Here is a 26727-nt window from a genome sequence, read left to right on the forward strand (position 1 = left end):
TTAACCGACGAAGAAACAACGACCTTAGTCATAGGAGGAAATGTAGTTGAGCGCTAAAGTTTGTTTATCGTTTAAGTTGACTTTTTATACAGGTTTGATCATCGGTTTTAGATATATTGAAAAATTATAGATACATTTGAAAGTGTTTACCTCATAATGCTTTTGAAACGCTTTTATTTTTATTTTCTCGCGATAGTCTTGTGTGTTAATCTTTCTTTTACTCAGAATTATAGTAAGGAAAAGTTTGACAAGGTACTCTCTTATTTGAGTGAGTCGAGTAATCTGAATCTTAGTTTTGAGAAAAAAAAGGAACTTGTATTAAAAGCTAAAGAACTAGCTTCTGATATGAATAGTTATTCGCTAATGTTGCAGTGTAATCAAAAACTGTTAGCATTGGAAGAGGAAATGGGTCATAAGGATTCGTTTCTGAAACTGAGTCATGAAAACTTACAACTTGCAGAAAAGTTTAAAGATACAGCTACCATAGCTCAAATAAATAAAAACCTCGGATATTATTATTTTGATAGAGAGGTCGATAGTGCACATTTTTATAACCACCGCGCGGAGAAATTATTTAAACAGCTTAATGATTATTTTAATACAGCTACTGTATTATTAGATATCGCTTTGCTTCAACGTAGCGCGAAGGATTTTACAGGAAGTGAACTGACTTCTATAGAGGGCATTATGCTTTTGAATAAAATAAAAAATCCGACAAAGGAGGTTATCCGTAAAAAGTCTTTTTTTTATAATAATTTAGGTGTGGTTTTTAATGGGTTGGAGCAGTATGATAAATCCATTGAATATCAAAATAAATCCATAGAACTTAAATTAAAGCTCAAGGGAAATAACAAAGCAGCTATTGATTTTTCCAAAAACAACTTAGGAAACGTATTAAAAAACGCTGGGCAATATGATTTAGCATTAAAAACTTTAGGTGAAGTACTTGAAGACGAAAGCCTAGAAAGTGAATCGCCAGATTTTTATGCGATGGTGCTAGATAATTACGCTCATACGTTGTATTTATCAAACAACAAAGAAGCCTTGCCAGGTTTATATCATAAAGCGTTGAAAGCAAGTAGAGTTAATGGTGTTGATGCCTATAACTCTATTATAATACTTCAACATTTGGCGGAATATTACAATGACTTAGGTTTAAAGGATTCTGCTAAATACTACGGTTATGAGGCCAAGCGTTATTCAGAGAAATACCATAACGATGACCTTTTGACATCCTTGTTATTGCTTTCAAAAATTGAGGAAGGTGATATTGCCGCAAACCATTTAAGAAATTACGTGCGACTTAATGATAGTCTTCAGAAAAGTGAACGAGCCATTAGAAATAAGTTTACTAGAATTAAGTTTGAAACCAATGAGATTGAAGAAGAGAATATTAAAATAGCAAGGGAGCGCTTGTGGTTGTTAGTAATTTCAATTGTGGTTATTGTAGCTTCCTTTTTATTGTATATCATATTTGCCCAGCGCAATAAAAATAAGAAGTTAGAGTTTATTCAACAGCAACAGCAAACTAACGAAGAAATTTATAACCTTTTGCTTACGCAAAATGAAGTCGTTGAGGATGCTCGAGCATTAGAAAAGAAGCGTATTTCTGAAGAATTGCATGATGGTGTGCTAGGAAAACTTTTCGGTGCTCGCTTGAGTTTGGATAGCTTAAATACCAATTCTAGTGCTGAGGCTATAAAAACAAGAAGCCAGTATATCGCCGAGCTTAAAATGGTAGAAGAAGACATTAGAAAAGTGTCGCATGAATTAAATACCGATTTTGTATCTGGTTCTGGATTCAGAGATATTATTAAAACTTTAGTGGAAACCCAAACCGTGGCTTATGGGCTAGAATATAAATTAGAATGGCAGTCTACTATCGATTGGGATGAGGTTTCAAATAAAATAAAAATTCATTTTTATAGAATTATTCAAGAGGCGCTCCATAATATTTATAAACATGCCAAAGCTAATAAAGTGAACCTTATTTTTAAACTGGAAAATAGCGCTATTTGTTTAAGTATTATTGATGACGGTGTTGGCTTTGATGTAAATAGAGCAAAGTCTGGAATTGGTCTTAAAAACATGAATTCCAGAATTAAAGAAATAAACGGTAAAATACATATTACTTCTAAAAAAGTAGAAGGAACCACGGTAAATATAGATGTCCCCATATCTTAACCTTAAATTATGACTGAAAATATTAAAATACTCATGATTGATGATCACCCCATGATTATTGAAGGGTATCAAAATACGTTGCTTTACACCAAGCGCGACAATCAAGAACTAGATATTGAAATAGCAAACAATTGCGACGAAGCGCTATTGGCGATAAACAAAGCTGTAAAAACAAATAAACCCTACGATGTATTGTTTGTAGATATCAGTTTGCCGGCTTCATTTGATGGAAGTATGAATTCTGGAGAGGATTTAGCAGAATTCGCTAGAAAGGTATTGCCTCAATCCAAAATAATCATTTTAACGATGTTTAATGAGTCGTTTAGAATTCATAACATTATTAAAACCATAAATCCTGAAGGCTTGTTAATTAAAAGCGATTTAACATCTAACGAATTGGCAAACGCTTTTCAAACGGTTATGAATAATGTGCCTTTTTATAGTGCTACTGTAAATCAATTAATTCGAAGAACCATTAGTAGTGACATCGTTATTGACGATAAAAATCGAAAAATACTGCACCTGCTTTCACAAGGTGTTAAAACTAAAAATTTAGTAGCACATTTAGATATTTCCTTAAGCGCTATAGAAAAAAGAAAAAAACAACTTCGGGATCTTTTTGAAGTTGAAGACGGACAGGATGAAACCTTATTGAATCAAGCACGTAAAAAGGGTTTTGTGTAAGTAAAGTCTATGAAAAAGTATGATTTTTAAATTTTTTTAAAGAAAATTATATTTTTTATACCATGTAAGCCCTTGTAAATTAAAGGTTTTCTAGGTTTCCGTAAGTTAGGTGTGGGTTTTCCGCAGTTTAAAAAGAATCATGTTACTTATCTTTGATGTATCAACAATTCAAAAATTAATTAATCCCTCAATTTTTTAGTTGATAATAGCAATTTACATAACCCTGTGGAGGTGAGAGACCCACAGGGTTCTTCTTTTTATAAAGTTTCCTTTTTTTACCAACATAAAATCTAAAAATATTGTACTTTTCGGTTTCAGTTATAATCCATGAAACACGCTATTGTTTTTTTATTGGTTTTAATGCTTTCATCTTGTGAGTATTTTAATGTGAAAAAAACATCTTCAGAAGCCATTTTAAATGAAGAGTTAAAAACTTTTAATTGGAATGATGTGGATGAGTACCCCAATTTTTCGATATGTGATGAATCTGCAAGTAAAGCAGAGCGACAAATGTGTTTTCAAAACACGTTAACCCATCATATTACCAATTTTTTACAAAATGAAGGGATTATTGTCTCTCAAGATATTAATGATACCATTTTATTAGAATTTCAGGTGTCTAAAACAGGCGATTTGTCTTTAATGAGCTCTAGTGTTGATAGTCTAACGGTTGATGAAATCCCTAATATTGAAGATTTGCTAAATCAGAGTCTAACCGATTTACCTGAAATTTTTCCAGCCATTAAACGTGGTCAGCAAGTCACTACAGAATTTAAGCTGCCTTTAATAATACGTGTTAATTAATCTAACGTTTAAAAGTTCTGCCTTTCCAGCTATAGTTTGAAAATAAAGCCATAAAAGCCACGTAAACACTAAAAAACGGGTAGAGGAAGGCGCTTATTATGAAATTTTTTAAAATAGAAGTCTGTTTAAAAAAATGAGCCGTTTTATAGAGCAGGTAAAAGTCAATTCCGCATTTTAGTATAAAGGTTATGCCGAGGTTTTTAAATGAAAACAGATCGAACAAACTAAGGATTAGTCCAATAACGAGGAGTAAGTTTGTAGCGAATACGAGAACTCCAGTAATTTTTCCAAAACCATTTTTATAGGCCGTTGTTTTTGCGGCCCAGCGTACCCGCTGTGAAATGAGTTGCTTCCAGTTTTCTTGAGCATTTGTTTTAACTATAGCCGCATCACATTTTAAATAGTTAACACGATTAGCCTGCTTATTAAGCGCTTTTTCTAATAAAAATAAATCGTCGCCACTTGCAATATTCGAGTTACCTTCAAAGCCAGAGACCTCTGCGAACAATGATTTTTTATAAGCAAAATTAGCACCATTACACATAAACGGCGTGTTTAGTCCGAATCCACCGATGGTAGCTCCTTGTAAACTTAAAACATCAAGACATTGAAAACGGTTTAAGAAAGACTCTTTTTCATGATAAGTTACAGGACCAGCAATGCAATATGAATCAGTTTTTTGAATAAAAGCATCATAGCTGTCTAACCAAAATTCTGGTAACACACAGTCGGCGTCGGTGGTAATAATCCATTCGTATTTTGACTGCCTTATGCAGGAAGTTATCGCGTCCTTTTTGGGAGAATTAGAGTGTCTTTCATTGGGTATTACTTTTAGATCGACGTTCTGGTTTTTAGTTAAATGCTGTATCAGCTTAACTGAGTCGTCTTCCGAGTCATCGTTAACTAAAATAACTTCAAATAGGGTTTTCGGGTAGTTAAGACTGTAAATCGATGCTAATAATTGGGAGAGGTTTTTAGCTTCATTGCGAAATGGGATAACTATAGTGAACTTGGTTTTCGCCTTTTTGGTTGCGACTTTAAAGGACTTAACCCGGCTGAAACCATACCCGAAACTACCAATTAAAATACCGTAGGCGATAATCATGGAAGTGAATAAAAACATCATGAATTTATCGTTTTATTATACTTAAAGTTGAGTACGTAAAAACATCCTATTAAGCTTGGAATCATAAAATTAAGCATCCACATCACCATGGTAATCGATAAAATAATAAGCTCGTGAGCGCCAACAAAAGCAAATAAATATACAGAAACACTACCTTTTATCAAGCCGTCAAAAAGTGTTATAGAAGGAATTATTGAGGCTATTAGGTACATGGAGGCTATTATGGAAATGGCCTCAAAATAAGGAAGGCGGATTTGAAAAATTTGTAACAAAAAATAAAATTGAAATGAGAAAACAGCGTAACGTAAAAAGGATAACCCAAATCCATAGTAAAGGGTTTTAATAGGAAATCGTTTAAAAAATCGCCTCAATTTTTTAGTTGAAACCTGTTTTAATTTGAAATTTCCCTTGAAAATAAACCAACCAATAAAACTTATAACAAGGACTAGAATTGTACCGTAAATGGCTAGATACTCCATATTTAAAGCCGTGTTATAGCTTTGAATAAACCACCATAAACCTATAAGACCAACAAATGTTGTTACGGCTAATTGTAAAATATTATTAATAAAATTTATGGCTACAATATGTTTTCTAAAGGAGGCTTCATAATACATGGCTTTGGCACCATATTCACCAATGCGGTTAGGGGTTATTAGCGATGTAGTGAGCGATCCTAAGCATTGTTCGCAGGCTTGTTTTAATGAAATGTTCTTAAAGGGACGTAGTAGCAATTGCCACTTAAAAAGTTCAAATAACCAGTTAATAATGGATAAAATTAACAGAAAACTAAGCGTTTTGACCGAAAAAGCATTATTTTCAGACAAAATATTATAGAATTCAGAGAAATGTAACGTATTATTGTGTACAATTTTCTGATATATAAAGTAAAGCGCAGCAAGGACTATGCTTATTTTAATAAGCTTAAAAAGTCGTTGTTTGCTGCGGTATGGAAGAGTATGTGCTATGATGGTACAAATTAAATCAATATTACGAAATGATTGCTTATTTTAATCAAATTAAGAGTTCATGGGTGGTGGGTTTCTTGTTTTTGTGCTTTAATTTATCACATGCACAGGGAGAAACGAGTACATTTAAATTGCAATTTGCAACGGGAGTTAATACCCCCATGTCAAATGGTTTTGTGAGTGATTTTGAAGCAAAGCCTATTAATTTTCCAACCATTAACTTAGGGTTGCAATATATGTTTAGCCAAGATTTTGGTGCTAAATTAGATTTAGGATATAACCGATTTTCAAATAAAAACGAGAGTCCTGCGTTTAAAACAAATTATACCCGTTTAAATTTACAATTGGTTTACGATGCCACTCATATTTTAAGATTTTCCCAACGCATGGGAACCTTTTTGCATGCGGGCCCGGGATATTCCATGATTCGACCTTTGGATATTTATGGCGAAAATAAACTCAACTACCTCAATGCCATGGGAGGCATAGAATTTCATTACGCTATTAACGACGTTTTGTCCATTTATTTGGATGGTTCTTATATCTTTGGCTTCAGTAAAGACTATAATCAGGTGACTGATGGGTATGGTGCTTTTAACGGAGATATATTAACCGTAACAATTGGAGCGTCTATTTCGCTAAGCGGTTGTTACTTTTGTAATGATTAATGCAGGAAAGAATAATTTTAGGGATTGACCCTGGAACCACTATTATGGGTTTCGGACTTATAAAAGTGGTTGGTAAAAAGATGCACTTTTTGCAGATGAATGAGTTGGATTTGAAAAAATACGACGACCATTACATCAAGCTTAAACTTATTTTTGAACGTACTATAGAACTTATTGATACACACAATCCCGACGAAATCGCTATTGAAGCCCCTTTTTTTGGTAAAAACGTACAAAGTATGTTAAAACTAGGTCGGGCGCAAGGGGTGGCTATGGCGGCTGGTTTAAGTCGAGAAATCCCGATTACCGAGTACTTGCCTAAAAAAATAAAAATGGCCATCACAGGAAATGGAAATGCCAGTAAAGAGCAGGTGGCTAAAATGCTTCAAAGTAATTTAGGCTTAAAAACTTTACCTAAAAATTTAGATGCTACCGATGGGTTGGCTGCAGCCGTTTGTCATTTTTACAATTCTGGACGCATCGATGTGGGTAAAAGTTATTCAGGTTGGGCAGCATTCGTGAAGCAAAATAGTACAGAGTCTCCAAAAGGAACTACAGTTATCAATCTGCGTTCTAAAAAGTAATCTTTAACAAATCGATATGGTATGAATAACTCTGCTCAAACAACACAGAGGTTTTCTCATTTGAAGCGCTCTAATGGTGCTGCCATATACATTCATATTCCCTTTTGTAAACAAGCCTGTTACTATTGCGATTTTCATTTTTCTACGTCTTTAAAAAAGAAAGATGAACTGCTACATTCTTTAATTCTAGAATTAGAAATGCGTAAAACAGATTTTGAAAATCTAATTATAGAAACCATATATTTTGGAGGAGGTACGCCTAGCTTATTGTCTCAGGAAGAGATTCAGGTGTTATTAGATGCCGTTTATAAACACTATACCGTGTGTGATGCTCCAGAAATTACATTGGAGGCAAACCCAGATGATTTGTCTTCTTCTAAAATAAGGGAGTTGGCTCATTCGCCCGTAAACCGCTTGAGTATAGGTGTTCAGTCTTTTTTTGAAGATGATTTAAAAAGCATGAATCGTGCCCATAATGCCTTGGAAGCCAAAGCTTGTTTAGAAGAAGCAACGGCTTATTTTGATAATATTACCATCGATTTAATATATGGTATTCCTAATATGAGTCTGGAAAAATGGGATGCCAATATAGCACTTGCTTTAGGATTTGGTGTGCCCCATATTTCCAGTTACGCACTTACAGTCGAACCTAAAACAGCTTTGGATAGTTTTGTGAAAAAAGGTGTGTTTCCGCCTATTGATGAAGACTTAGCGCTGCAACATTTTAATCATTTAGTAAAGCGAACTCATGAAGCGGGTTTTGTGCATTATGAAATTTCAAATTTTGGGAAACCCGATTACTTTTCTAAACACAATACCAGCTACTGGCAAGGCAAACCGTATTTAGGTATTGGGCCTTCGGCACACTCATTTTTAGGTAATGAACGCAGTTGGAATGTTGCTAATAATAATAAATACATACTAAGTATAGCCCAAGGTGAATTGCCTAAAACAGCTGAAACCCTCTCGGAAACCGATAGGTTTAATGAGTATGTTATGACGGGGCTGAGAACCATTTGGGGCGTGTCGTTATCTCAAGTGGAAGCTGAATTTGGAGCGACGATTCTTCAGTATTTACAAAAGCATGCAGCGTCATTTTTAAAAGATGATTTGCTGGCTATATCAGAGGGTGTTGATGAAAATGGTCATATCATTAAAAGCCTTGTAGCAACACAGAAAGGTAAATTTTTAATTGACGGAATTGCTTCAGAACTATTTATGATTTGATTATATTTGGATATGAATGCTACAATCCAATATAATTCACGAAAACTTCAAATTAATTTAAAAAAACCCATAGATATTTCTATGCCGCTTCGTGCTTCCGAAAAAAATGTTCGAGCTTGGTATGTCGATTCGCCTAAAATAGAACCCGTAGAGGATGGCGAATGGAAAATAGCGGTTAAAAATGGCGCTTGTATAAATTTTAATAATGTTAGTTTTAATCCGCATGCCCATGGTACACATACTGAATGTGCTGGACATATTACTGAAGAAGTACACTCTATAAACGAACACTTAAAACAGTTTTTCTTTTTAGCTGAAGTCATTACTGTAGCGCCCGAGCGTTTAAATGGGGACTCGGTTATTTCTGAAAAGCAAATAAAGTTTGCGTTGGGGAATAAGAAGCGTGATGCCTTAGTGATACGTACCATTCCTAATACTTTAGAGAAGTTATCGACGCATTATTCCCACACCAATCCGCCTTATTTGTTAGAGGATGCGGCTATTTACTTAAGAGAAAAGGGCATAAAACACCTGTTAGTAGATTTGCCAAGTGTCGATAAAGAAAAGGATGAATGTATGATATTGGCGCATAATGCGTTTTGGAATACCAGCGGAAAATTACGTCTTGATGCCACCATTACCGAGTTTATTTACGTGCCTAATCATGTTGAAGATGGTGAGTATTTTTTAAACCTCCAAATTGCACCATTTGAGAATGATGCCGCCCCGAGTAAACCTATTTTATATGAGGTTTTAGGTTAATTTTTAATTGTTTTGTAGCATGGATATTGAGCAAATTCGAGATTATTGTTTAAGTAAAAAAGGCGTTTCTGAGGATTTTCCGTTTGATGAGCATACTTTAGTTTTTAAAGTTTTGGGAAAAATGTATGCCTTAATTTCTTTAAAAAAGTGGGAGCAAGGCGAGCAGGCCATAAACTTAAAAGCCGATCCTGAATATGCTTTAGAATTACGCGCATCTCATAGTTGTATTCGTGCAGGTTATCATATGAATAAAAAACATTGGAATACAATCTATCTAAATGAAGAGGCTTTACCATCCGATTTCATAAAAACATTAATCGATCATTCTTACGATATGGTTGTAAAGGGGATGACGAAAAAAATGCGAGATACTTTGTTATAGTGATAACCGTATTGTTTTTTGTTGTATATTTGGTAACTCTCTAATTCACAAGAACTTGTTGGTAGTGTAATCACAGCCCTGAAATCTTAAAGTCCTATATTATTAACTTTAATTTTATCAGATTATGAAAACTATCAAAACATTGTTTACAGCAGTAATTTGTTTATTGTTGCTGTCTCTTCCGATGCATGCTTTACAAGCTGAAGCAACACCCATTCAGAAAACCACCTACCTCACCGTTACCAAGCTACATTGGAATATGGATATGAAAGATTTTGATATGGACACATGGAAGTCCATTGAGAAAGAGTACTTGGATAAGGTCGTTCGTAAGAATGAGCATATTTTAAGCGCTTCATATTATCTTCATCAAATGACACCAGATAGTCGCGATGTGTTGTACGTACAGTCTTTTGCTTCTTGGAATGATATAGAAAAATCCTGGAGTCGTAGTGCAGCATTAGAAAAGGAAGCTTGGACGAACGAAAAGCATCTTAAAGAATTCAGAGGCAAAAAAAATGCCTATTTTGACATGGATCATTCTGATGAGATTTATGTTGTCTTACCGCATACAAAACCTTTAAATTCCAAAGGAAAGGATATGATATGCTATATACGCACCAATCATATGCTGCCTATTGAGAGAGAGTCTACGGATGAAATTAGAGGTTTAATTACAGACCATTTTGATAAAATGATTAAGGAGAACAATTTAATTAAGGGCTATTATACGTTTAGACATGCCTGGGGATCGGATGGTAGTGAAATGGTTGAATCGTACTTTTTTGATTCTATGACCGATATGGATAGTATGTTTGAAGGGATGAGTGCTCTTGAGGAAAAAATGTGGCCAAACGAGAAGGAGCGCAAAGAACGCATAGAGAAATTTAAAAAATATTTCACTCCAATTCATGGAGATGCGGTTTTTAAATACATCGCCGATCTTTCTAAATAGTTTATTGGCTTTTGATTGGGTTTATTGTAAATCTATCGATGCTGTTGGCTATCATATTTAATATTAACGTTGGAAACGGTGTTTATTAGCTGTATTTTTGAGCGTTCTACAAAATTATACCTATGAGCGTTTTACAGACACTAAAAGACCGAAGCCATAATACTTGCGAATTATGTACATCAGCGAATGATTTATCTCAATATACCATTCCGCCATCATTAAATGAAAATGTGGATAATGATATTTTGGTGTGTAAAACCTGTTTGGATCAAATAGAAGAAAGGGAAGAAATGAACCCTAACCACTGGCGTTGTTTAAACGATAGCATGTGGAGCGAGCATGTGGCTGTTCAAATTATGGCTTGGCGCATGTTACAGCGTTTACGTCATGAGGGCTGGCCAAAAGACTTGGTAGATATGATGTATTTGGATGATGATGCATTAGCGTTGGCACGGGCTACGGGCGAGCATGAAGATGAGGCTAATAAAGTTATTCACCGTGATGTGAATGGCGTGATTTTAAGTAACGGTGATGCTGTGGTGCTTGTTAAAGATTTAAAAGTGAAAGGCTCTAGCTTGGTTGCAAAACAGGGTACTGCGGTTAGAAATATTCGATTAGACCGTGATAATGATAAATATATTGAAGGTAAAGTAGGAGCCCAGCAAATTGTGATTATTACCGATTTTGTAAAGAAATTGTAAACTGGTAGTGCTTTTTGCTAGTGGCTATTTTTGACGCCTTCCAAGGTTCTCAACCTTAGTGATCCACTGACTTCTTTGATGCGCGCTAGCGTTTTTAATGATGCCAAAATATGACACTTTGGTCGTGTTAATACCGCAAAATTTTAATGTGGACTTTTTTAATTGGTTTACACTCGGTTTCCCGTAAACAAACCAATAGTACCAACTTGGTTGATCTAGGGTAGTGATGATATGCGCTGTTTTGCCCTTTAAAAGTTTGTCCCAAAAAGGACTATTATCTCTGTACTTAAAAGCAAAGCCAGGTAAAAATAAGCGATCTATAAAACCTTTCATAAGGGCGGGTAAGCCACCCCACCAAACGGGATGAATCCAAACCAAATGTTCGGCCCACTTTATTTTTTCCCAAGCTTCAAGAAGGTCGGGCTCTAATTCGGTTCTTTTTTGAAAGCCAAACTCCAGATTCGGATTAAATATTAAGTCGGAAATAGTAATAACTTTCACTTCTGCATGAGCTTCTAAGGCGCCTTTTTTATAGGCTGCTGCAAAGGCATGATTTAGGCTAGCGTTATTGGGGTGACCGTTTATTATTAGTATGTTTTTAGACATGTTATTGTTTCTAATTGATGAGAAACAAAATTATGCCGGAGCCTTTAGGGGGTATAGGACAAATGTCTAAAAAGCTAATTCTTTGCGGATGCGGCTTAAATGTCTTTGAGTAACGCCTAGGTACGAAGCTAAATATTGTAAAGGAATGTTTTGAAGGTAGGAGGGATGGTTTTTTACCAATTCGGCATAACGCTTGGTGGCGTTACTTCCCTGCAAAAGAAAAATTCGTTTTTCCAATTCAATGTACTGTTGTTCGGCAATAACTTTTTGAAATTGTATCCAATTCGAGCTGGTTTGAGACAGTTTTTCCATGTGATCTTTTGGAATAACTAAAAGTTCTGTTGTTTGGATAGCTTGAATGTTTTCTTGGGTAGCTTGCCCTGTTAAAAACGATGAATAGGCGGACATGAAATTATGAGGGAAAGTGATGCAGTAGGTCATGTCATCCCCTTTTTCAGTCATATAATATGATCTTAGAAGTCCGCTTAAAACAAAGCAAACCGAGTTACAGATTTCACCCTCTTGAATATAATAATCCGATTTCTGAAGGGTTTTTGGGATGGCTAACCGAATAAACGCATCAATGTCGTCGTCAGTTAAAATGTTATACGTTTTTAAAGTGTTTTTAAGGACTTCACTATCCATTAGACTGTTTTTGGTGGTCGTCTTAAATTTATTTTGTGGTAACTTGTTGTTTCATTGCAATGAGATTGCTACTCATTCTTCGTTAGAATGAAAGCGTCTTTAAAAAAAGTTTTAAGTAGAAGTGTCGGCAATGATTTTCCATTCGCCATTAATTTTTTTGAAAACAAGCATAAAAATACCATCGGCATTCCCTACATCGCGTTTAATATGATATTCTCCTAAAACATAGTAAGCATCCTTACTAATTTTTGTGATATCATTTATTTTAAAGCTTAATTTTCCTGTGTGAGCTTCGGTGGGATACGCTTTTAGATAACGCTCTAGGGTGTTATTCCAACCCATGGTAACCCCATGCGCTCCATAAAACTTTAAAGAGTCACTTTTCCAGTAACCTTCCATGTAGGATTCAATATCGTTGTTTGACCAGGCCAGTCTTTGTTTTTTTAGAACTTTTTCGATGGCTTTTTGGTCTGATGTCTCTGGCGACTGAGCAAAGCTAGTCATGGCACATAGTAAACAAAAAAATAGAGCAAGTTTTTTCATGAACCGAAATCTGAATGTTAAAAAGGAAACGTATAAGCTAATAGTAAATGTAATGAAATCTTGAAATTAACATGTCTCTTGTCGATAAAATATGCAGGTAGGTGTTTTTTGTCTAGACTTAAAATCTATTGGTCGATAAAATAGTTTATGAATGATTTTGGTTTTTTACATTTACTGAGCAACCCTATAATGGACTTCTTAATTTTTTAGTTTAACCATTTAAAACATTTAGTATGGATTTAGTAATTACCAGCTGTAATAACTTTTACAAAGTTAAAGGCCACTTAAACAAAAGTAATGTTGGCATTTTTATCAACGAGTTTGATGATATTTTTAATAATCTAGATAGTCTTACTATTAGTATTAAGGACGTTGAGAGTATGGATAAATATGGCGTTGAGGCTTTATCTAAACTTCATAATGAGTCTATAATGAAAAACAAACAGTTTTCAATTATTGGTTATGGTTGTAAAGAACTTTACGACCACTTTAAAACAGAAGTTGCTGCCTAGAGCATTCTTCATTTTCGTTTTATAAATTTGGAAGAGGCTGTATAAAAAGTTATAGTTTTTTAATTAGTTTAAGTTTGTCGAAATCCGAGTTAAGGATTGTTTTTAAGATTATTCGATAAGCTCAGAATAACAAAGAGGCTGTAATTTTTATACAGCTTTTTTTGTGTTTTATTCTGCTTAAATCTAGTAAAACGTTTCAAGTTGACTGTGTTAGCGATAGGCGTGGAAAGCTTTTGGCGAGGCGTTCATCGAGCCAAAACTTGTAACAGATAGCGCGACGCCCTTTGGCTTCCTAAAAAAGCTAAAGGGCGTAACACCATAATCCGACTTTAGATCAAAAAAATAAGTTTATTTTGAAAGTTCGGTGAAATATTTATAGAATAAAGGGATGGTTTCTATGCCTTTTAGGTAGTTCCAGATGCCGAAATGCTCGTTTGGCGAATGGATGGCATCGCTGTCTAAACCAAAGCCCATTAAAATGGTTTTACTTTTTAATTCCTGTTCGAAAAGTGACACAATTGGGATGCTGCCACCACTACGTTGCGGTATTGGCGTTTTTCCAAAGGCATCGCGATAGGCGTTTGATGCGGCTTGGTAACCAATACTATCGATAGGGGTGACATAACCTTGTCCGCCATGATGCGGGTTTACTTTAACTTTTACACCTTCTGGAGCGATGGCCTCGAAATGTGTTTGAAATAAATTCGTGATTTCCTTCCAGTCTTGATTTGGCACGAGGCGCATCGAGATTTTCGCATAGGCTTTGCTGGCGATAACGGTTTTTGCTCCTTCGCCTGTATAACCTCCCCAGATACCATTAACATCTAAAGTTGGTCTAATGGAGTTTCTTTCGTTTGTAGTGTATCCTGCTTCGCCATAAACAGCATCAATATCTAAGGCCTTTTTATAGTTTTCTAAATTAAAAGGCGCCTTGGCCATTTCGGCACGTTCTTCTTTTGATAGTTCTTCCACACGATCGTAAAAACCTGGAATGGTGATGTGATTGTTTTCGTCGTGAAGTTGTGCAATCATTTTGGTTAACACGTTTATAGGGTTGGCTACAGCGCCGCCATACAATCCAGAATGTAAATCGCGGTTAGGACCCGTAACTTCAACTTCTACATAACTTAAACCACGTAATCCTGTGGTTATTGATGGCACGTCGTTAGCAATCATGCCGGTGTCGGATATTAAAATAACGTCGTTTTTAAGCTTATCGTGGTTGTTTTTAACAAAATCTCCAAGGTTAACGCTACCAACTTCTTCTTCACCTTCAATCATAAATTTTACATTGCAGGGTAGTTGGTTTGTGTTGGTCATAAATTCCATAGCCTTAACATGCATGTACATCTGACCTTTATCGTCGCAGGCACCTCGGGCAAAAATGGCGCCATCGGGATGCTTGTCTGTGGTCTTGATTACGGGTTCAAACGGTGGGGAATCCCATAAATTGATAGGGTCTGGTGGTTGCACATCGTAATGTCCGTAAACCAATACCGTAGGTAGGTTTTTATCTATTATCTTTTCACCATAAACGATAGGATTGCCTGGAGTTTCATTAATTTCAACAAAATCGCAACCGGCTTGTTCTAAACGGAGTTTAACGGCTTCAGCGGTTTTTAAAACATCGGTTTTATAGGCAGAATCGGCGCTAATAGAAGGGATTTTGAGGAGTTCAACCAGTTCGTTTAAAAAACGGTCCTTGTTTTGGGTGATGTACGTTTGAATATCTTTCATGCTATTTTTTCTTAAGATTGTATCAAAAGTATAAAAAAGAAACTTTTTTTGGTGTTATAAAGTTTGCAATTTAAAAATCTTGTTTATATTTGCAGTCCTTTAGCGGGCGTGGTGGAATTGGTAGACACGCTAGACTTAGGATCTAGTGCCGCGAGGTGTGGGAGTTCGAGTCTCCCCGCCCGCACTAATAAAGGAAAAGCTGACTATTTTATAGTTGGCTTTTTTGTTTTTTATATTTTTTTAATGGGGTAGCTAGTAGTGTCTGGTCTCTCTGTCTTTCCTTCGCTTAATCTTTGTTTTAACCAAATAGCTAAGGATAATTAAATTTTTAGTTACTAAATCTTATGTAGTATTTAGTCTAATTTTTTAATATGGGAGTTTCGATTTGAGTTTAGTGCTTATAATGATGACTTTAATTTTTTAAATTCTTGCTCTAAAAAAGCGAGTTTATCTAAAACTTGACTGTTTTTTAAATCGGGAACTCTATTGTAAAAAACGGATTTGATTTCCCAAAGTTCCTCTATTTCAGAAAACTTTAATACGCTTTCATCAATACCAACATGATCAGCTCTAAGGATAAAGGAGTTGTTGCTAGGATATACTCGTTTAAGTAAAAGGGCTTCGGCGGTGAGGATTAAATACACGCTAGGTGTTGTGATTTTTTCAAAATCGTTTTTTGCAACCCATTGTCCTATAACAATATCCTTTGGGAATAAGCCGTTGTTTTCAGAGCTCATTTCAAGGTTGTCTACTACATAGGCTCTTAATTTATTATTGTTGTTAATGGGTAGGCTTAAAAAATTTAAGTCCTTTATGTAATTCGGATTACTAGCATGTTTTATATAAGATTCTTGGTCATCAGGATTGATGCAAGGTATAGTGGTAAGTTTATTTCTATTCGGCAATTCAAGATTATCTTCCAAATCGCCTTTAAACTTTAAAAGTTGATTTACTGTAAGCTCTTTGGTTAAGATGGTGTCGATTGGAATGCTAAAATGATTAGCAATTTTTATAATAGTCTCAATTTTGGGTTCGCTTCGACCTTCTTCATAAGCGCCTAAAGTACCTCGTTTAAGGTCGAATATATCAGCAAAAGCTTGTTGACTTAGTGCTTTTACACTTCTTATCTTTCTAATATTTTTTCCGAATAAAGACATATTTTTGCTAATTTTATTTGCAAATTAAAAATATTTGTGTAATTTAGTCTAACAATATTAGCAAAATATAGTGTCAATAGCTAATGTTTTTAGTTTAAATCTGTTCGAACGGATAATTTATTAAAGTTAAATAATTGAAGGTTGTTTGTGATTTGTAACAGGCTTATTGATATTCTTTAACTTAATCTTAATACTTTTTTGTATTATTAAACTCTTAAAATTTAAGTGCTAACCATAAAAACCAACTATGAAAAATCATTTCAATATAACGAGAGATTTTTTACTTGAATTAAATTTTAACATCACAAGAGAAAACCATGAAGATGGTCTCTTGGTAATTCAAAAGGAAAATTTTGGAATTAAAAATCTTATAATAGGCGTTGCTCCGCCAATATTAATAATGGAGCAGTTTATTTTTAAGATTAATAATCAGTCTGAGAAAATTTTTAAAAGTCTTCTACAAAAAAATAGAGATATCGTTCACGGTGCCTTTGTTTTGGATGATTCTGGCGAAAAAGTAATCTACCGAGACACATTACAAATAGAGAATATGGATTTAAATGAACTGGAAGGTTCGCTAAACTCCTTAAGCCTCTTAATGAGTGAATACTCAGATAAAATCATTGAATTTTCAAAATATTAAAACAAAACATTATGAACATTTTTAGAAGATTATTTAAGATAGGTGAGGCAGAAACCAATGCTGCAATTGATAAAATGGAAGATCCCATTAAAATGACCGAACAGGGCATAAGAGATATGAAATTGGATTTAGAAAAAAGTCTTGAGGCCTTAGCTCAGGTTAAAGCACTAGCTATTAGAGCTACGAACGAGCAGGAAGAATTTCAGAATAAAGTAGACGATTATCAAAATAAAGCTATTATTATTTTAAAGAAAGCGCAGTCTAATGAAATAGATCCGACTGAAGCAGACAGACTTGCTAAGGCGGCTTTGGTTGAAAAAGAAACGGCAGAGCAACAGGTAATTAGAGCTAAGGAAGAAACTGCGAAATTTGAAAATAATGTAGCGCTGATGCAAAAAAACATTCAAACCATTAAAGCTAATATTGCGAATTGGGAGAATGAATTGAAAACCTTAAAAGCGCGTGTTAAAGTAAGCAATGCCACCAAAAACTTAAATAAACAAATGGCTGAGCTTGATAGCACAGGAACCGTGTCTATGCTTGAGCGTATGAAAGAAAAAGTGGCGCAAGAAGAAGCTTTAGCGGAAGCTTATGGCGATATTGCTAATGCATCAAAATCGATAGATGAAGAACTTGATAACGCAGCTGACACCTCTAAAGTTAAGGCTGATAGTGAGCTAGAAAAGCTTAAGGCACAATTAGGAATGGGAACTTCTAAAGACGATTAATCTTGGAAGAGCTTATTAATATTCTTTTTTCTGAAGTCAATCTAATACTTAGCGTTTTACTTATTATCCTCATTTTATATTGGATAATGACCATGGTAAGTGGTTTGGATTTTGATCCCGATTTCGATATTGATGTAGATGTTGATGCGGAAATTGATGCAGACTCGGGGATTGAAGGAGGTAACTTAGATTTTGAAGATATTTCGAATACCGAAGTCAATCAAGAGGATGTTGTTGGTAAAAGACGAAAGCCTTTAAAATGGTGGCAAATAGTATTGATATTTTTCAATTTTGTAGGGCTGCCATTTATGTTCACTTTTACTTTTTGGATTTTTATTTGGTGGTTTATAACGGTTATCACAACAGCTTTAACGCATACTTATGATAATTATTTAGGATTTGCAATTATGTTGATTGCCATATTACCAGCTTTAATTGTTACTAAAATTCTAACGAATCCTTTTAAAAGTTTCTTTAAACATCTAAACAAGGACGGAGATGCCCCCATAGACTATTTAGGCAGAAAAGCTACATTACTATCGTCAATTTCCCAGGACAAAATGGGTAATGCAGAGGTTAGTGTAAATGGCGATACCATGTCTATTTACGTGAAATCACTAGACGGCGAACCGCTTGTTTATGGTGCTACAATACTTATTATTAAAAGATCGGCCGATCGCAATTATTACCTAGTACAATCTTATAACGACTAATTAATCAAATTAAAATGGAATCAATTTTACCAATTATTGGAATTGGAATAGGCGTTTTACTATTCCTAATCATCGTTTATTTCGCGATAATCGCGATGTTTTACAAAAAAATACCGCAAGGACAAGCGCTTATTAGAACAGGGTTTGGTGGAACAAAAGTAGCGACCGACAAAGGTTTGTATACCGTTCCTGTTTTTCATAAAACAGAAATTATGGATATTTCGGTTAAGAAAATCCAAATTGAAAGACTGGCTCATGAAGGTCTTATTTGTAAAGACAACATGCGTGCAGATATCAAAGTGGCCTTTTTTGTTCGTGTTAATAATGATATTGAATACATCAAAAAAGTAGCGCAAACTATAGGGGTGGATCGTGCTTCAAAAATAGCAACTTTAGAAGATCTTTTTGAGGCTAAGTTTTCTGAAGCCTTAAAAACGGTAGGTAAGAAATTCGATTTTATCGAACTCTATGAAGCTCGAAGAGAGTTTCGTGATGAAATTGTAAACATTATTGGTACCGACCTTAACGGGTATACTTTAGAAGACTGTGCCATCGACTTTTTAGAGCAAACTTCTGTAAAAGAATTAAAGGCTGATAATATTTTAGATGCTGAAGGTATTAAGAAAATCACCGAGCTTACTGCAGTTCAAAACATGAAAGCGAACCTGATTAAACGCGATGAAGAAAAAACAATCAGAAAGCAGGATGTGGAAGCTAGAGAAGCCATTTTAGAGCTAGATAAACAATTAGCCGAAAAAGAAGAGAAGCAAAAACGAGAGATTGCAAATATTAAAGCTAGAGAAGATGCTGAAACTTTAAAAGTTAATGAAGAAGAGCGTTTAAAATCTGAAAGTGCTCGAATTGCTACTGAAGAAAAGGTTAAAGTTGCTGAAGAAAATATGCAACGTCAAGTCATTGTAGCGCTTAAAAATAAAGAGCGTACTGAAGCTGTAGAAACCGAAAGAGTTGAAAAAGACAGGTTATTAGAGGCTACAGAACGTGAGCGCGTTGTCACTCTTGCTCAAATTGAAAAAGAGAAAGTGGTTGAAGTTGAGAAAAAGAATATTCAAGATGTTATTAGAGATCGTGTGATGCTTGAAAAAGGTGTTGTTGAAGAGCAAGAAAACATGAAAGATATTCAAGCGTTTAAAACAGCAGATAGAGATAAGCAAGTTAAAATTACAACTGCTGAAGGACTTGCTCAAGAAGATTTAATTAGAACAACCATAGCAGCCGAAGCTCAAAAAGAAGCGGCTAAACAAAAGGCTGAGGAGATTAATATTGAAGCCTTAGCGCATAAAGAAGCGAGCCAGAAACAAGCTGAAGCGCGTAAAATATTAGCCGAAGCTCAAGCTAAAGAGGAAGCTACTGTTGGAATGTCTGAAGCTCAGGTGATGCATGCTAAAGCCGATGCTAATGAGCGTCAAGGCTTAGTTGAAGCAACCATTATTGAGAAAAAAGCGAAAGCTGAAGCTGCTGGTATTGAAGCCAAAGCTGAAGCTAAACGTAAAGAAGGTATTGCGGAAGCCGATGTAATTAAAGAAAAAGCTATTGCCGATGCTTCTGGAATTGAAGAAAAAGCAGCAGCAATGAAAAAGCTTGATGGTGTAGGTAAAGATCACGAAGAGTTTAAACTACGTCTTAATAAAGACCTTCAAATTGATTTAGCTAATATTAATATTCAAAAGGAGATTGCCGATGCACAAGCTCAAGTGATAGGGGATGCCTTAAAAGCTGCTAAAATTGATATTGTTGGTGGTGAAACCATGTTCTTCGATCAAATTGTTGGACAGATTACTAGAGGAAAAGGATTTGATCGCTTAGTTCAAAACTCTAATAACATTCAAGAGGTTAAAACGGCTATTCTAGGGAGTGATGATGTAAAAGGAAATCTCTTAGAAAAAGTGAAGGATTTTGCTGTGAAATATAATGTTTCCACCGAAGATCTTAAGAATATTAGCGTAGCTAGTTTAATTGCAGATTTGAAAATGAAATCTAACGACAAGGAGGAGCACACCATGCTTGGAAATCTGTTAAACCTGGCTAAAGGTTTGGGCATTTCTGATAGTACCATTCCAAAGTTGAGAAAATAAAAGTAGAGGCTTTCTAAAAAGGCGATAATATTTGATTTGTCAGGTTGAGCTTATCGAAACCGATATTGATTGTTAATCAGTAAAACTATTTCGATAGGCTCAATAAGACAACTATATGCTTTTCAGCTTGCCTCAATTTTTAAAACTTAAAACGCTCAAACTAATTATAATTTAAAGTTCAGGACAGGATATAATGACAAAGGACCCTATAAAGGAAGCGCATGCTCAAAAACTTGATGTTGGAACTTACGAGGTTATTCAAAATCGACTTCAAAAGCAAAAAGCAGAATTACAGCAACGTCTTAAAAAACTTAATGAAGGTAGAAAGGTTGTTTTTGGATCCCTAGAAACAAAACTGATCACCAACGATCGTATTAATACAGAAAATAACTGTATTGCTAGAGATATTGTGTCTCTTGGAAACACTTGTTTGTTTGGTTATAATGTGCACTTTGGCTTACGAACAGATATTGCTTTAAATGATGTGTTGAGCATTTATCAATTTAAAGAAAATAGTTTCGAAGCTGTTTCTTTAGAGCTTCTTGAAGATGAGGTTTTTAAATTAGATTTCGAAAATCTCTTTAAATACTACCGCAATACTATTTTTTCAAAGTTCGCTATCATAGGGAATTACCTCTATATGGTTTTTCAGTTAAGTGATAGCGTTACAGATATTAAAACCTTTAAATGGTTAATAAAAGATGGCAGTCTTCAGTATATCGATAATCGAAGTGAACATGAGTACAAATTGCCATCTCAACATGAATTTAATTGGCAGGACGTATCGCGAGATATGCATAGACACGGTGTACATGCCCATGTTTCAATCTTAGATCGAGTATTTGTAGAAACTATTGGAGGCGATTTAACTATTAAAGTTGAAGATAATACCGAAGATGGTAAAGGGATTTATTCTGAAGAAGTAAAATATAGAGACCAAACCCTAGATGATGCGCAGTATCGCTATGCAAACTTAGGCAACCTCATTGTTTTAGATGTAAAGCCATTTCAAGAAAGTTCGAGGTATTTTGTTTATAACCATAAACTGAAAGAAGTTCAGAAAATTGAAAGTATCAAGGATGCTTGTGTTTTACTTCCTGATGACCACGGCATCATTTTTCCTACGGGGTATTACCTTCAAACGGGTGAGTACCATATTTTCGATAACAGTATTTCCCATGTAAAATTTCAAGAAAAGGTAGCATCCCCAAATGGCGAAGATTATCTCTATGTGTTTTATTCTGCCGAAAACGGACTCTATAATTTAATGAGTTACAACGTGATTTCGCAAGAGATTCAAACACCTATAATTTGTAATGGATTTACCATTTTAGAAGATGGCGAGTTATGTTATTTCAGAAATGAAAATGAACAAACTAAACATCATGTTATTCAAATTTGGCAAACGCCTTACATGAAAAGCGATTTTATGCCGTCTGCGCATGAAGATAACTTGCTTTATAAAATTGGGAATAAAGATATTGTAAAGGCGATGGCCGAAGTAAATGGTCTTGTAAATCTTCTAAATAAAGCAGACGATTACGAGGGCTTGTATATTGATTTGGCTAAACAATCAAAGGATATTCTCGATGCTTACTATTGGTTAAAAGAAGCAGAAACCCAGCAGTTAAACGAGCCCTTAAAAGAAATTAATCAAGCTGCAAATGCTGCTATTGATGAGTTTCAAAAAGTCTTGCAGTTAAAGAAAAATGCCGAACAACAAACTACAGTGCTTGGTGAAAAGGCCGTACTTTTATTTAATAAAATTAAAAGTACGGGGTTTAGAAGTATAAATGACTTTGTTAGTTTCCTTACGCAGTTAAGGGGGTTAAGAGGGGAGTCTATAAGTTTAAAGGAGGTGCGTTATGTTGATGAAAATTATATAGATGCACTAGAAACGCAAATAGCCGAGCAAACCTCACGAATTTCAGAGCGTTGTGCTACCTTCCTTTTAGATGATAAAGCCTTAAAACCTTATGAAGATGAGGTTAAACTGAATGAAAAAGCTTTAGGGACCATTAAAAAGGTTGTAGATGCTAAAAATTTAGAGGAAAAGGTAAATGTAATTTCCAAAGACCTCGAACTGCTTATCGACATTGTGTCGAATTTAGAAATTGAAGATACCTCACATTCTACCGGCATTATTAATAACATCTCCTTAATATTTTCAACCATTAATCAGTTAAAAGCTGAAATTAAAAATAAGAGGAAATCTCTCGGGAGTGAAGAAGCTCAAGCCAGTTTTGCTGCACAGCTAAAGCTTATTGATCAGAGTATTATCAATTACCTTGATATTGCCGATGTACCTGAGAAATGTGATGATTTTCAAACAAGAATTACCATTCAGTTGGAGGAGTTGGAAGGCAAGTACGCCGATTTCGACACTTTTATTAACCTGATTATAGAGAAAAGAGAAGAGGTTTATAATGCCTTTCAGGCTCGTAAAAATAGTCTGGTTGAAAAGCGTAATAAACGGACTTTTGTTTTGCAAACATCAGCAGAGCGTATTTTAAAAGGGATTCGTAAAAAGGCCGAATCATTTTCGGAAGTTGCAGATGTTAATGGCTATTTCGCTTCCGATATTTTGGTGAATAAAACCAGAGATATCGCCCGGCAGCTTCAAGACATGGATGATAGCGGTAAAGCAGAGGAAATTTTGTCTTTATTAAAATCTGCTCGTGAAGATGCTCTGCGAAAACTTAAAGATAAAAAGGAACTGTATGAAGATGGCGATAATGTTATACGTTTAGGGAAGCACAAGTTTGGTGTTAATAATCAAGAATTAGATTTAACCATACTTTTTGCCGATGGCGGATTGAAGTATCACTTAACAGGAACCGATTTTTATCAAAAAATAGAAAATGAAACCCTTTTAAAGTCCGAAGAATTCTGGGATCAGGATTATATTTCTGAAAATAAATACATCTATCGAGGGGCTTATTTGGCGTATAAAGTTTTTCAAAACAATAAAACTTTAGTTCTAGAAAGTACCGAAGAAAACCTTTTAAACATTGTACAAGAAGTAAGTAGTAAAGATTACTCGGAAGGTTATGTGAAAGGTGTTCATGATTTAGATGCGGTAAAGATTTTGTCTACGCTAGTTCAAAAACATAAAGCATTGGATCTTTTAAGATTTCATCCCGAAATTAGATCTTGTGCACAATATTTTTGGTATTTCACAGATAAGGAAAACCAGAAATACCTTGATGAAACTATAAAAGCTTCAGGAGAAGTGATTCAGTTTTTTCCAGCAACCCAAGAGTACGAATTCATATTAAAAAAGCTTCAAAAGAGTATCTTTAAAATGGGAGAGACTTTGGGTATTTACGATGCGTCACTTTCCGCGGAAGCGGCAAAATACCTTTTTGAGGAACTTCAAAACGACCATAGTTTTCAAAAGAGTGGTATTGCCATTCAAATTAAAGAAGCCTTTCTTAATAAATTAAAAGAAGAAAAAGCCGACCTTAAATTTAGAACAAGCATTGATAAATTAGAGTCTAACGAAGCAAAAGTGGCTTTAATTAGACAGTGGGTTAAAGCCTTTTTAAGCAGTCAGCAAGATGAAGCGATTGGTTTGAAGCTAAAATATGTTAACGAAGTAGTTTGTCTCATTCTGTTTGAAGATGAAGCTGTCTTGAATACAAAATTTGTGTCTCCTTCGGAAACTATTGAGGGTTTAGCTGGCGAACATGAGACTATTCAAAATGGGGTATTTCAGTTTAATTATCACGATTTTATAGCTGCGCACTCCAATTATTTTGAAGAAAAAGTTCCAGCTTACAATGCTTTTAGAAAGGCCAAGCATGAAGTGACCGTGCAGTTGAAAGATGATTTAAAATTGGAAGAATTTAAACCGGGTATTCTGAGTTCCTTTGTAAGGAATAAGTTGATAGATCAGGTTTATTTTCCGCTTTTTGGTGATAATTTGGCGAAACAGCTAGGAGCTTTAGGTGACCAGAAAAGGACCGATAGAATGGGTTTATTACTGCTTATTTCGCCGCCCGGGTATGGTAAAACAACCCTTATGGAGTATATAGCAAATAGACTTGGTCTTGTTTTTATGAAGATTAACGGTCCTGCTATAGGGCACGAGGTGACATCGGTTGATCCATCGGCGGCAACGAATTCTGCAACTCGCGAAGAGCTAAAAAAATTAAACTTAGCCTTTGAAATGGGGAATAATGTGATGTTGTATCTTGACGATATTCAGCATTGTAATCCTGAGTTTTTACAGAAATTTATATCCTTATCTGATGGAACTCGAAAAATAGAAGGGGTTTACAACGGAAAATCCAGAACCTATGATCTTCGAGGAAAAAAATTCTGTGTTATCATGGCTGGAAACCCTTATACTGAAAGTGGTGAAAAATTTAGAATCCCTGATATGTTAGCAAATAGAGCCGATATTTATAACCTCGGGGATATTATAGGTGATACGGCGCATTTATTTAAGTTGAGTCTTATTGAAAACTCATTGACTTCTAACCCTATAATGCATCAATTAAGTAGCAAGAATTTTGATGATGTGTATCAATTACTCGATCGTATAGAGAACGGTAATCAAGAAGCGCAACTAACAGGTAATTATACTAATCAGGAGGTTCAGGAATATGTTTCTGTTTTAGAAAAAATCATTCAAATTAGAGACACGGTTCTACAAGTTAATGCGAATTACATTAAAAGTGCTGCCATGGAGGATGAATATAGAACAGAGCCTTCATTTAAACTTCAAGGTTCGTATCGTGATATGAATAAAATGGTTTCTAAAGTGGTGCCTGTTATGAATAATGAGGAATTAAAAACCTTAGTGCTTACACATTATGAAAGCGAATCTCAAACGCTTACTTCTTCCGCGGAAGCGAATTTATTAAAGTTTAAAGAGCTCGTAGCACAATTAACAGATGTAGAACAAAAACGTTGGGCTGCTATAAAAGAAACGTTTCAAAAAAATAATAAGCTTAAAGGTTTTGGGGATAAAAACGAAATGGCGCAGCTGCTTTCACAAATGATGCAATTTTCAGAAAACCTAGAAGGGATAAAGGAGGTGCTTCAAAGCGGATTGCAAAAATAGGACGTATCTCCCCGCCCGCACTAATAAAGGAAAAGCCAACTAAAAAATAGTCGGCTTTTTTGGTTATTTATTCTGCCACATTTTTACCCTAGGTTCAGGTAATTCTCATTAAAAAGTTTTTACCACTTTAATTCTAAAAATAATATCATTCGTTCTATAAAGTCCGCCGATATTCTGTTCGGTGTAATGGTAGGCTAACATACCTTGTATTTTAAATGTTTTGTCAAATTGGTAACCCGCTCCAGGGGTAATACGAATCACATCACTAAACTGCGAAAGCTCTACTACATTAAAAAAGAATTCTATGCCCATTGGGAAATAAAATCCGCGTTCTTCTTGGAATAAAAAGCCTTGTAACCCAATGTTTGCCATAATTTGGTAGCGAAAACGTAAGCCAAAATGGTTGTTAGAATCTTGCTTTGTAATTAAAAACCGTTCTTCTAAACGAAAATAGTTAGTGAGATGTATGCGTTGGGTGATATAAAAGCCAAGGCTGTAGCCTTGAAAAGGTCTAATTTCTAATGAATTATATCCCGATTTATTGTTGAAATAAAATAAACCTAGTCCGCCAATATAAGACTCAGTTCGCTTTAAATTTTTAAATATGAATGGGCTAAATTGTTTTTCATAGCCAGCTCTTGCAATGTATCTATCCCAGCTATTTGAGTTTACCGTACGATAACCAATATCTGTTTTAAGTGAAACACTGTCCTTTAACGTCCAGCTAGGATTTAAAGACAGCCACAATTGTTGTGTAAAAGAATTGTCTTCTTCAAGAGGTTCGTCTTGGGCATAGCCCATGTAGCCTAAACAAAAAATAAAGCTATACAAGCAACGAATAAATATCGATCTGATATAATTTTTATGAACAGGATTAAAACAGCGCATGCATTTCAATGACTAGGGTAAGGTTATCGTAAAAATAAAGGATTTTTTTTTAGTTTGAAATGTATTTGAAATGAAATAGATTCAATCTTTAGTTTCGAAAAAGAACTCCAAGTTTTGGAGGAGGTTTAGTTTCAAGAAAGTATGTGCTTAATTGTCGCGAAAACGCTTTCGTTAATTTTAATTAAATTCTATGGTTTTTTTTAACTCAACCCATTAAAGGTTATATATTTGCAAAAAAATCAATTGAAGTACCCTATTATAAGGAAATAAGAATCCATGTTTAATATTTGGTTCTTAAGGAATATTAAGGTGTTAGGTTGAATTTTATGGGATTGGAATTAGTGTT

The 26727-nt window shown here is 34.9% G+C and carries 24 protein-coding genes and 1 tRNA gene; 17 read left to right on the forward strand and 8 right to left on the reverse strand.

Going from position 1 to position 26727, the window contains the following annotated elements; translation table 11 throughout:
- Positions 1-393 precede the first annotated feature (393 nt).
- From A6I66_RS07065 to A6I66_RS07075, 3 genes are all read left to right on the forward strand, one after another.
- Positions 394-2184, forward strand: coding sequence for a tetratricopeptide repeat-containing sensor histidine kinase (locus A6I66_RS07065; protein WP_169815717.1), 1791 nt, complete (start codon positions 394-396; stop codon positions 2182-2184).
- Positions 2185-2193: 9 nt separating this feature from the next.
- Complete coding sequence (locus tag A6I66_RS07070) at positions 2194-2868, forward strand: response regulator (protein WP_067147096.1); 675 nt, start codon at positions 2194-2196, stop codon at positions 2866-2868.
- A gap of 327 nt (positions 2869-3195) precedes the next feature.
- Entirely contained in the window at positions 3196-3672 is a 477-nt protein-coding gene (locus A6I66_RS07075; RefSeq protein ID WP_067147099.1) for a hypothetical protein, read from the forward strand.
- Position 3673: 1 nt separating this feature from the next.
- Here A6I66_RS07075 and A6I66_RS07080 read toward each other — a convergent pair whose 3' ends face one another.
- Both A6I66_RS07080 and A6I66_RS07085 read right to left on the reverse strand, forming a co-directional pair.
- Positions 3674-4798, reverse strand: a complete 1125-nt coding sequence (locus A6I66_RS07080; protein WP_067147101.1) for a glycosyltransferase family 2 protein — start codon at positions 4796-4798, stop codon at positions 3674-3676.
- A complete protein-coding gene (locus A6I66_RS07085) occupies positions 4795-5787 on the reverse strand; it encodes a lysylphosphatidylglycerol synthase domain-containing protein (protein WP_317047672.1) in 993 nt (330 codons plus the stop codon). The genes A6I66_RS07080 and A6I66_RS07085 overlap by 4 nt, the downstream gene beginning before the upstream one ends.
- Before the next feature lie 8 nt (positions 5788-5795).
- On the opposite strand from A6I66_RS07085, the gene A6I66_RS07090 reads away from it, so the two are divergent.
- From A6I66_RS07090 to A6I66_RS07120, 7 genes are all read left to right on the forward strand, one after another.
- A complete protein-coding gene (locus tag A6I66_RS07090) occupies positions 5796-6434 on the forward strand; it encodes a cell envelope biogenesis protein OmpA (RefSeq protein WP_067147105.1) in 639 nt (212 codons plus the stop codon).
- The gene (gene ruvC, locus A6I66_RS07095; protein WP_067147107.1) at positions 6434-7018 is read left to right on the forward strand and encodes a crossover junction endodeoxyribonuclease RuvC; all 585 of its coding nucleotides are present in this window, start codon (positions 6434-6436) and stop codon (positions 7016-7018) included. Before A6I66_RS07090 ends, ruvC begins: the two co-directional genes overlap by 1 nt.
- A 21-nt stretch (positions 7019-7039) precedes the next feature.
- Positions 7040-8245: a radical SAM family heme chaperone HemW gene (gene hemW, locus A6I66_RS07100; protein WP_067147109.1), complete on the forward strand. Its 1206-nt coding sequence runs from the start codon at positions 7040-7042 to the stop codon at positions 8243-8245.
- Positions 8246-8257: 12 nt separating this feature from the next.
- A complete protein-coding gene (locus A6I66_RS07105) occupies positions 8258-9007 on the forward strand; it encodes a cyclase family protein (protein ID WP_067147111.1) in 750 nt (249 codons plus the stop codon).
- 19 nt (positions 9008-9026) lie between these two features.
- A complete protein-coding gene (locus A6I66_RS07110) occupies positions 9027-9389 on the forward strand; it encodes an MmcQ/YjbR family DNA-binding protein (RefSeq protein ID WP_067147113.1) in 363 nt (120 codons plus the stop codon).
- A 124-nt stretch (positions 9390-9513) separates the two neighbouring features.
- Positions 9514-10344 (forward strand): hypothetical protein, encoded by an 831-nt coding sequence (locus tag A6I66_RS07115; protein WP_157614130.1) that lies wholly within the window; start codon positions 9514-9516, stop codon positions 10342-10344.
- Positions 10345-10466: 122 nt separating this feature from the next.
- Positions 10467-11045: a PhnA domain-containing protein gene (locus A6I66_RS07120; RefSeq protein ID WP_067147117.1), complete on the forward strand. Its 579-nt coding sequence runs from the start codon at positions 10467-10469 to the stop codon at positions 11043-11045.
- Between the two features lie 24 nt (positions 11046-11069).
- Here the strand turns inward: A6I66_RS07120 and A6I66_RS07125 are convergent, their stop codons facing one another.
- The 3 genes from A6I66_RS07125 to A6I66_RS07135 all read right to left on the reverse strand — a co-directional run bounded on the left by A6I66_RS07125 (position 11070) and on the right by A6I66_RS07135 (position 12839).
- Positions 11070-11651 (reverse strand): NAD(P)H-dependent oxidoreductase, encoded by a 582-nt coding sequence (locus tag A6I66_RS07125; protein WP_067147119.1) that lies wholly within the window; start codon positions 11649-11651, stop codon positions 11070-11072.
- Between the two features lie 66 nt (positions 11652-11717).
- Positions 11718-12296 carry a Crp/Fnr family transcriptional regulator gene (locus tag A6I66_RS07130; RefSeq protein ID WP_067147121.1) on the reverse strand — a complete coding sequence of 193 codons (579 nt, stop codon included), beginning with the start codon at positions 12294-12296 and terminating at the stop codon, positions 11718-11720.
- A gap of 111 nt (positions 12297-12407) precedes the next feature.
- Positions 12408-12839 carry a YybH family protein gene (locus A6I66_RS07135; RefSeq protein WP_067147123.1) on the reverse strand — a complete coding sequence of 144 codons (432 nt, stop codon included), beginning with the start codon at positions 12837-12839 and terminating at the stop codon, positions 12408-12410.
- A gap of 233 nt (positions 12840-13072) precedes the next feature.
- Here A6I66_RS07135 and A6I66_RS07140 point away from each other — a divergent pair, with 233 nt between their 5' ends.
- Positions 13073-13351 carry a hypothetical protein gene (locus A6I66_RS07140; RefSeq protein ID WP_067147125.1) on the forward strand — a complete coding sequence of 93 codons (279 nt, stop codon included), beginning with the start codon at positions 13073-13075 and terminating at the stop codon, positions 13349-13351.
- Between the two features lie 348 nt (positions 13352-13699).
- Here the strand turns inward: A6I66_RS07140 and A6I66_RS07145 are convergent, their stop codons facing one another.
- A complete protein-coding gene (locus A6I66_RS07145) occupies positions 13700-15088 on the reverse strand; it encodes a dipeptidase (protein ID WP_067147126.1) in 1389 nt (462 codons plus the stop codon).
- Between the two features lie 102 nt (positions 15089-15190).
- On the opposite strand from A6I66_RS07145, the gene A6I66_RS07150 reads away from it, so the two are divergent.
- Positions 15191-15272: transfer RNA gene (locus A6I66_RS07150), tRNA-Leu, on the forward strand.
- 214 nt (positions 15273-15486) lie between these two features.
- Here the strand turns inward: A6I66_RS07150 and A6I66_RS07155 are convergent.
- Entirely contained in the window at positions 15487-16245 is a 759-nt protein-coding gene (locus tag A6I66_RS07155; RefSeq protein WP_067147127.1) for a helix-turn-helix domain-containing protein, read from the reverse strand.
- A 247-nt stretch (positions 16246-16492) separates the two neighbouring features.
- Here A6I66_RS07155 and A6I66_RS07160 point away from each other — a divergent pair, with 247 nt between their 5' ends.
- The 5 genes from A6I66_RS07160 to A6I66_RS07180 all read left to right on the forward strand — a co-directional run bounded on the left by A6I66_RS07160 (position 16493) and on the right by A6I66_RS07180 (position 25493).
- Positions 16493-16888, forward strand: a complete 396-nt coding sequence (locus tag A6I66_RS07160) for a type III secretion system chaperone family protein (protein ID WP_067147128.1) — start codon at positions 16493-16495, stop codon at positions 16886-16888.
- Positions 16889-16899: 11 nt separating this feature from the next.
- The gene (locus A6I66_RS07165; protein ID WP_067147130.1) at positions 16900-17616 is read left to right on the forward strand and encodes a PspA/IM30 family protein; all 717 of its coding nucleotides are present in this window, start codon (positions 16900-16902) and stop codon (positions 17614-17616) included.
- Between the two features lie 2 nt (positions 17617-17618).
- Positions 17619-18329, forward strand: coding sequence for a hypothetical protein (locus A6I66_RS07170; RefSeq protein WP_067147131.1), 711 nt, complete (start codon positions 17619-17621; stop codon positions 18327-18329).
- A 14-nt stretch (positions 18330-18343) separates the two neighbouring features.
- On the forward strand, positions 18344-20422 hold the full coding sequence (locus A6I66_RS07175) for a flotillin family protein (RefSeq protein WP_067147132.1): 2079 nt from the start codon (positions 18344-18346) through the stop codon (positions 20420-20422).
- Positions 20423-20615: 193 nt separating this feature from the next.
- A complete protein-coding gene (locus A6I66_RS07180; RefSeq protein WP_067147134.1) occupies positions 20616-25493 on the forward strand; it encodes a DNA repair ATPase in 4878 nt (1625 codons plus the stop codon).
- Between the two features lie 108 nt (positions 25494-25601).
- On the opposite strand, the gene A6I66_RS07185 is transcribed toward A6I66_RS07180, so the two are convergent.
- Positions 25602-26381 carry a DUF2490 domain-containing protein gene (locus A6I66_RS07185; RefSeq protein ID WP_084399551.1) on the reverse strand — a complete coding sequence of 260 codons (780 nt, stop codon included), beginning with the start codon at positions 26379-26381 and terminating at the stop codon, positions 25602-25604.
- Between the last annotated feature and the right edge of the window lie 346 nt (positions 26382-26727).

The sequence above is a fragment of the Pseudotamlana agarivorans genome (assembly GCF_001642835.1).
Classification (GTDB): Bacteria; Bacteroidota; Bacteroidia; order Flavobacteriales; family Flavobacteriaceae; genus Pseudotamlana; species Pseudotamlana agarivorans.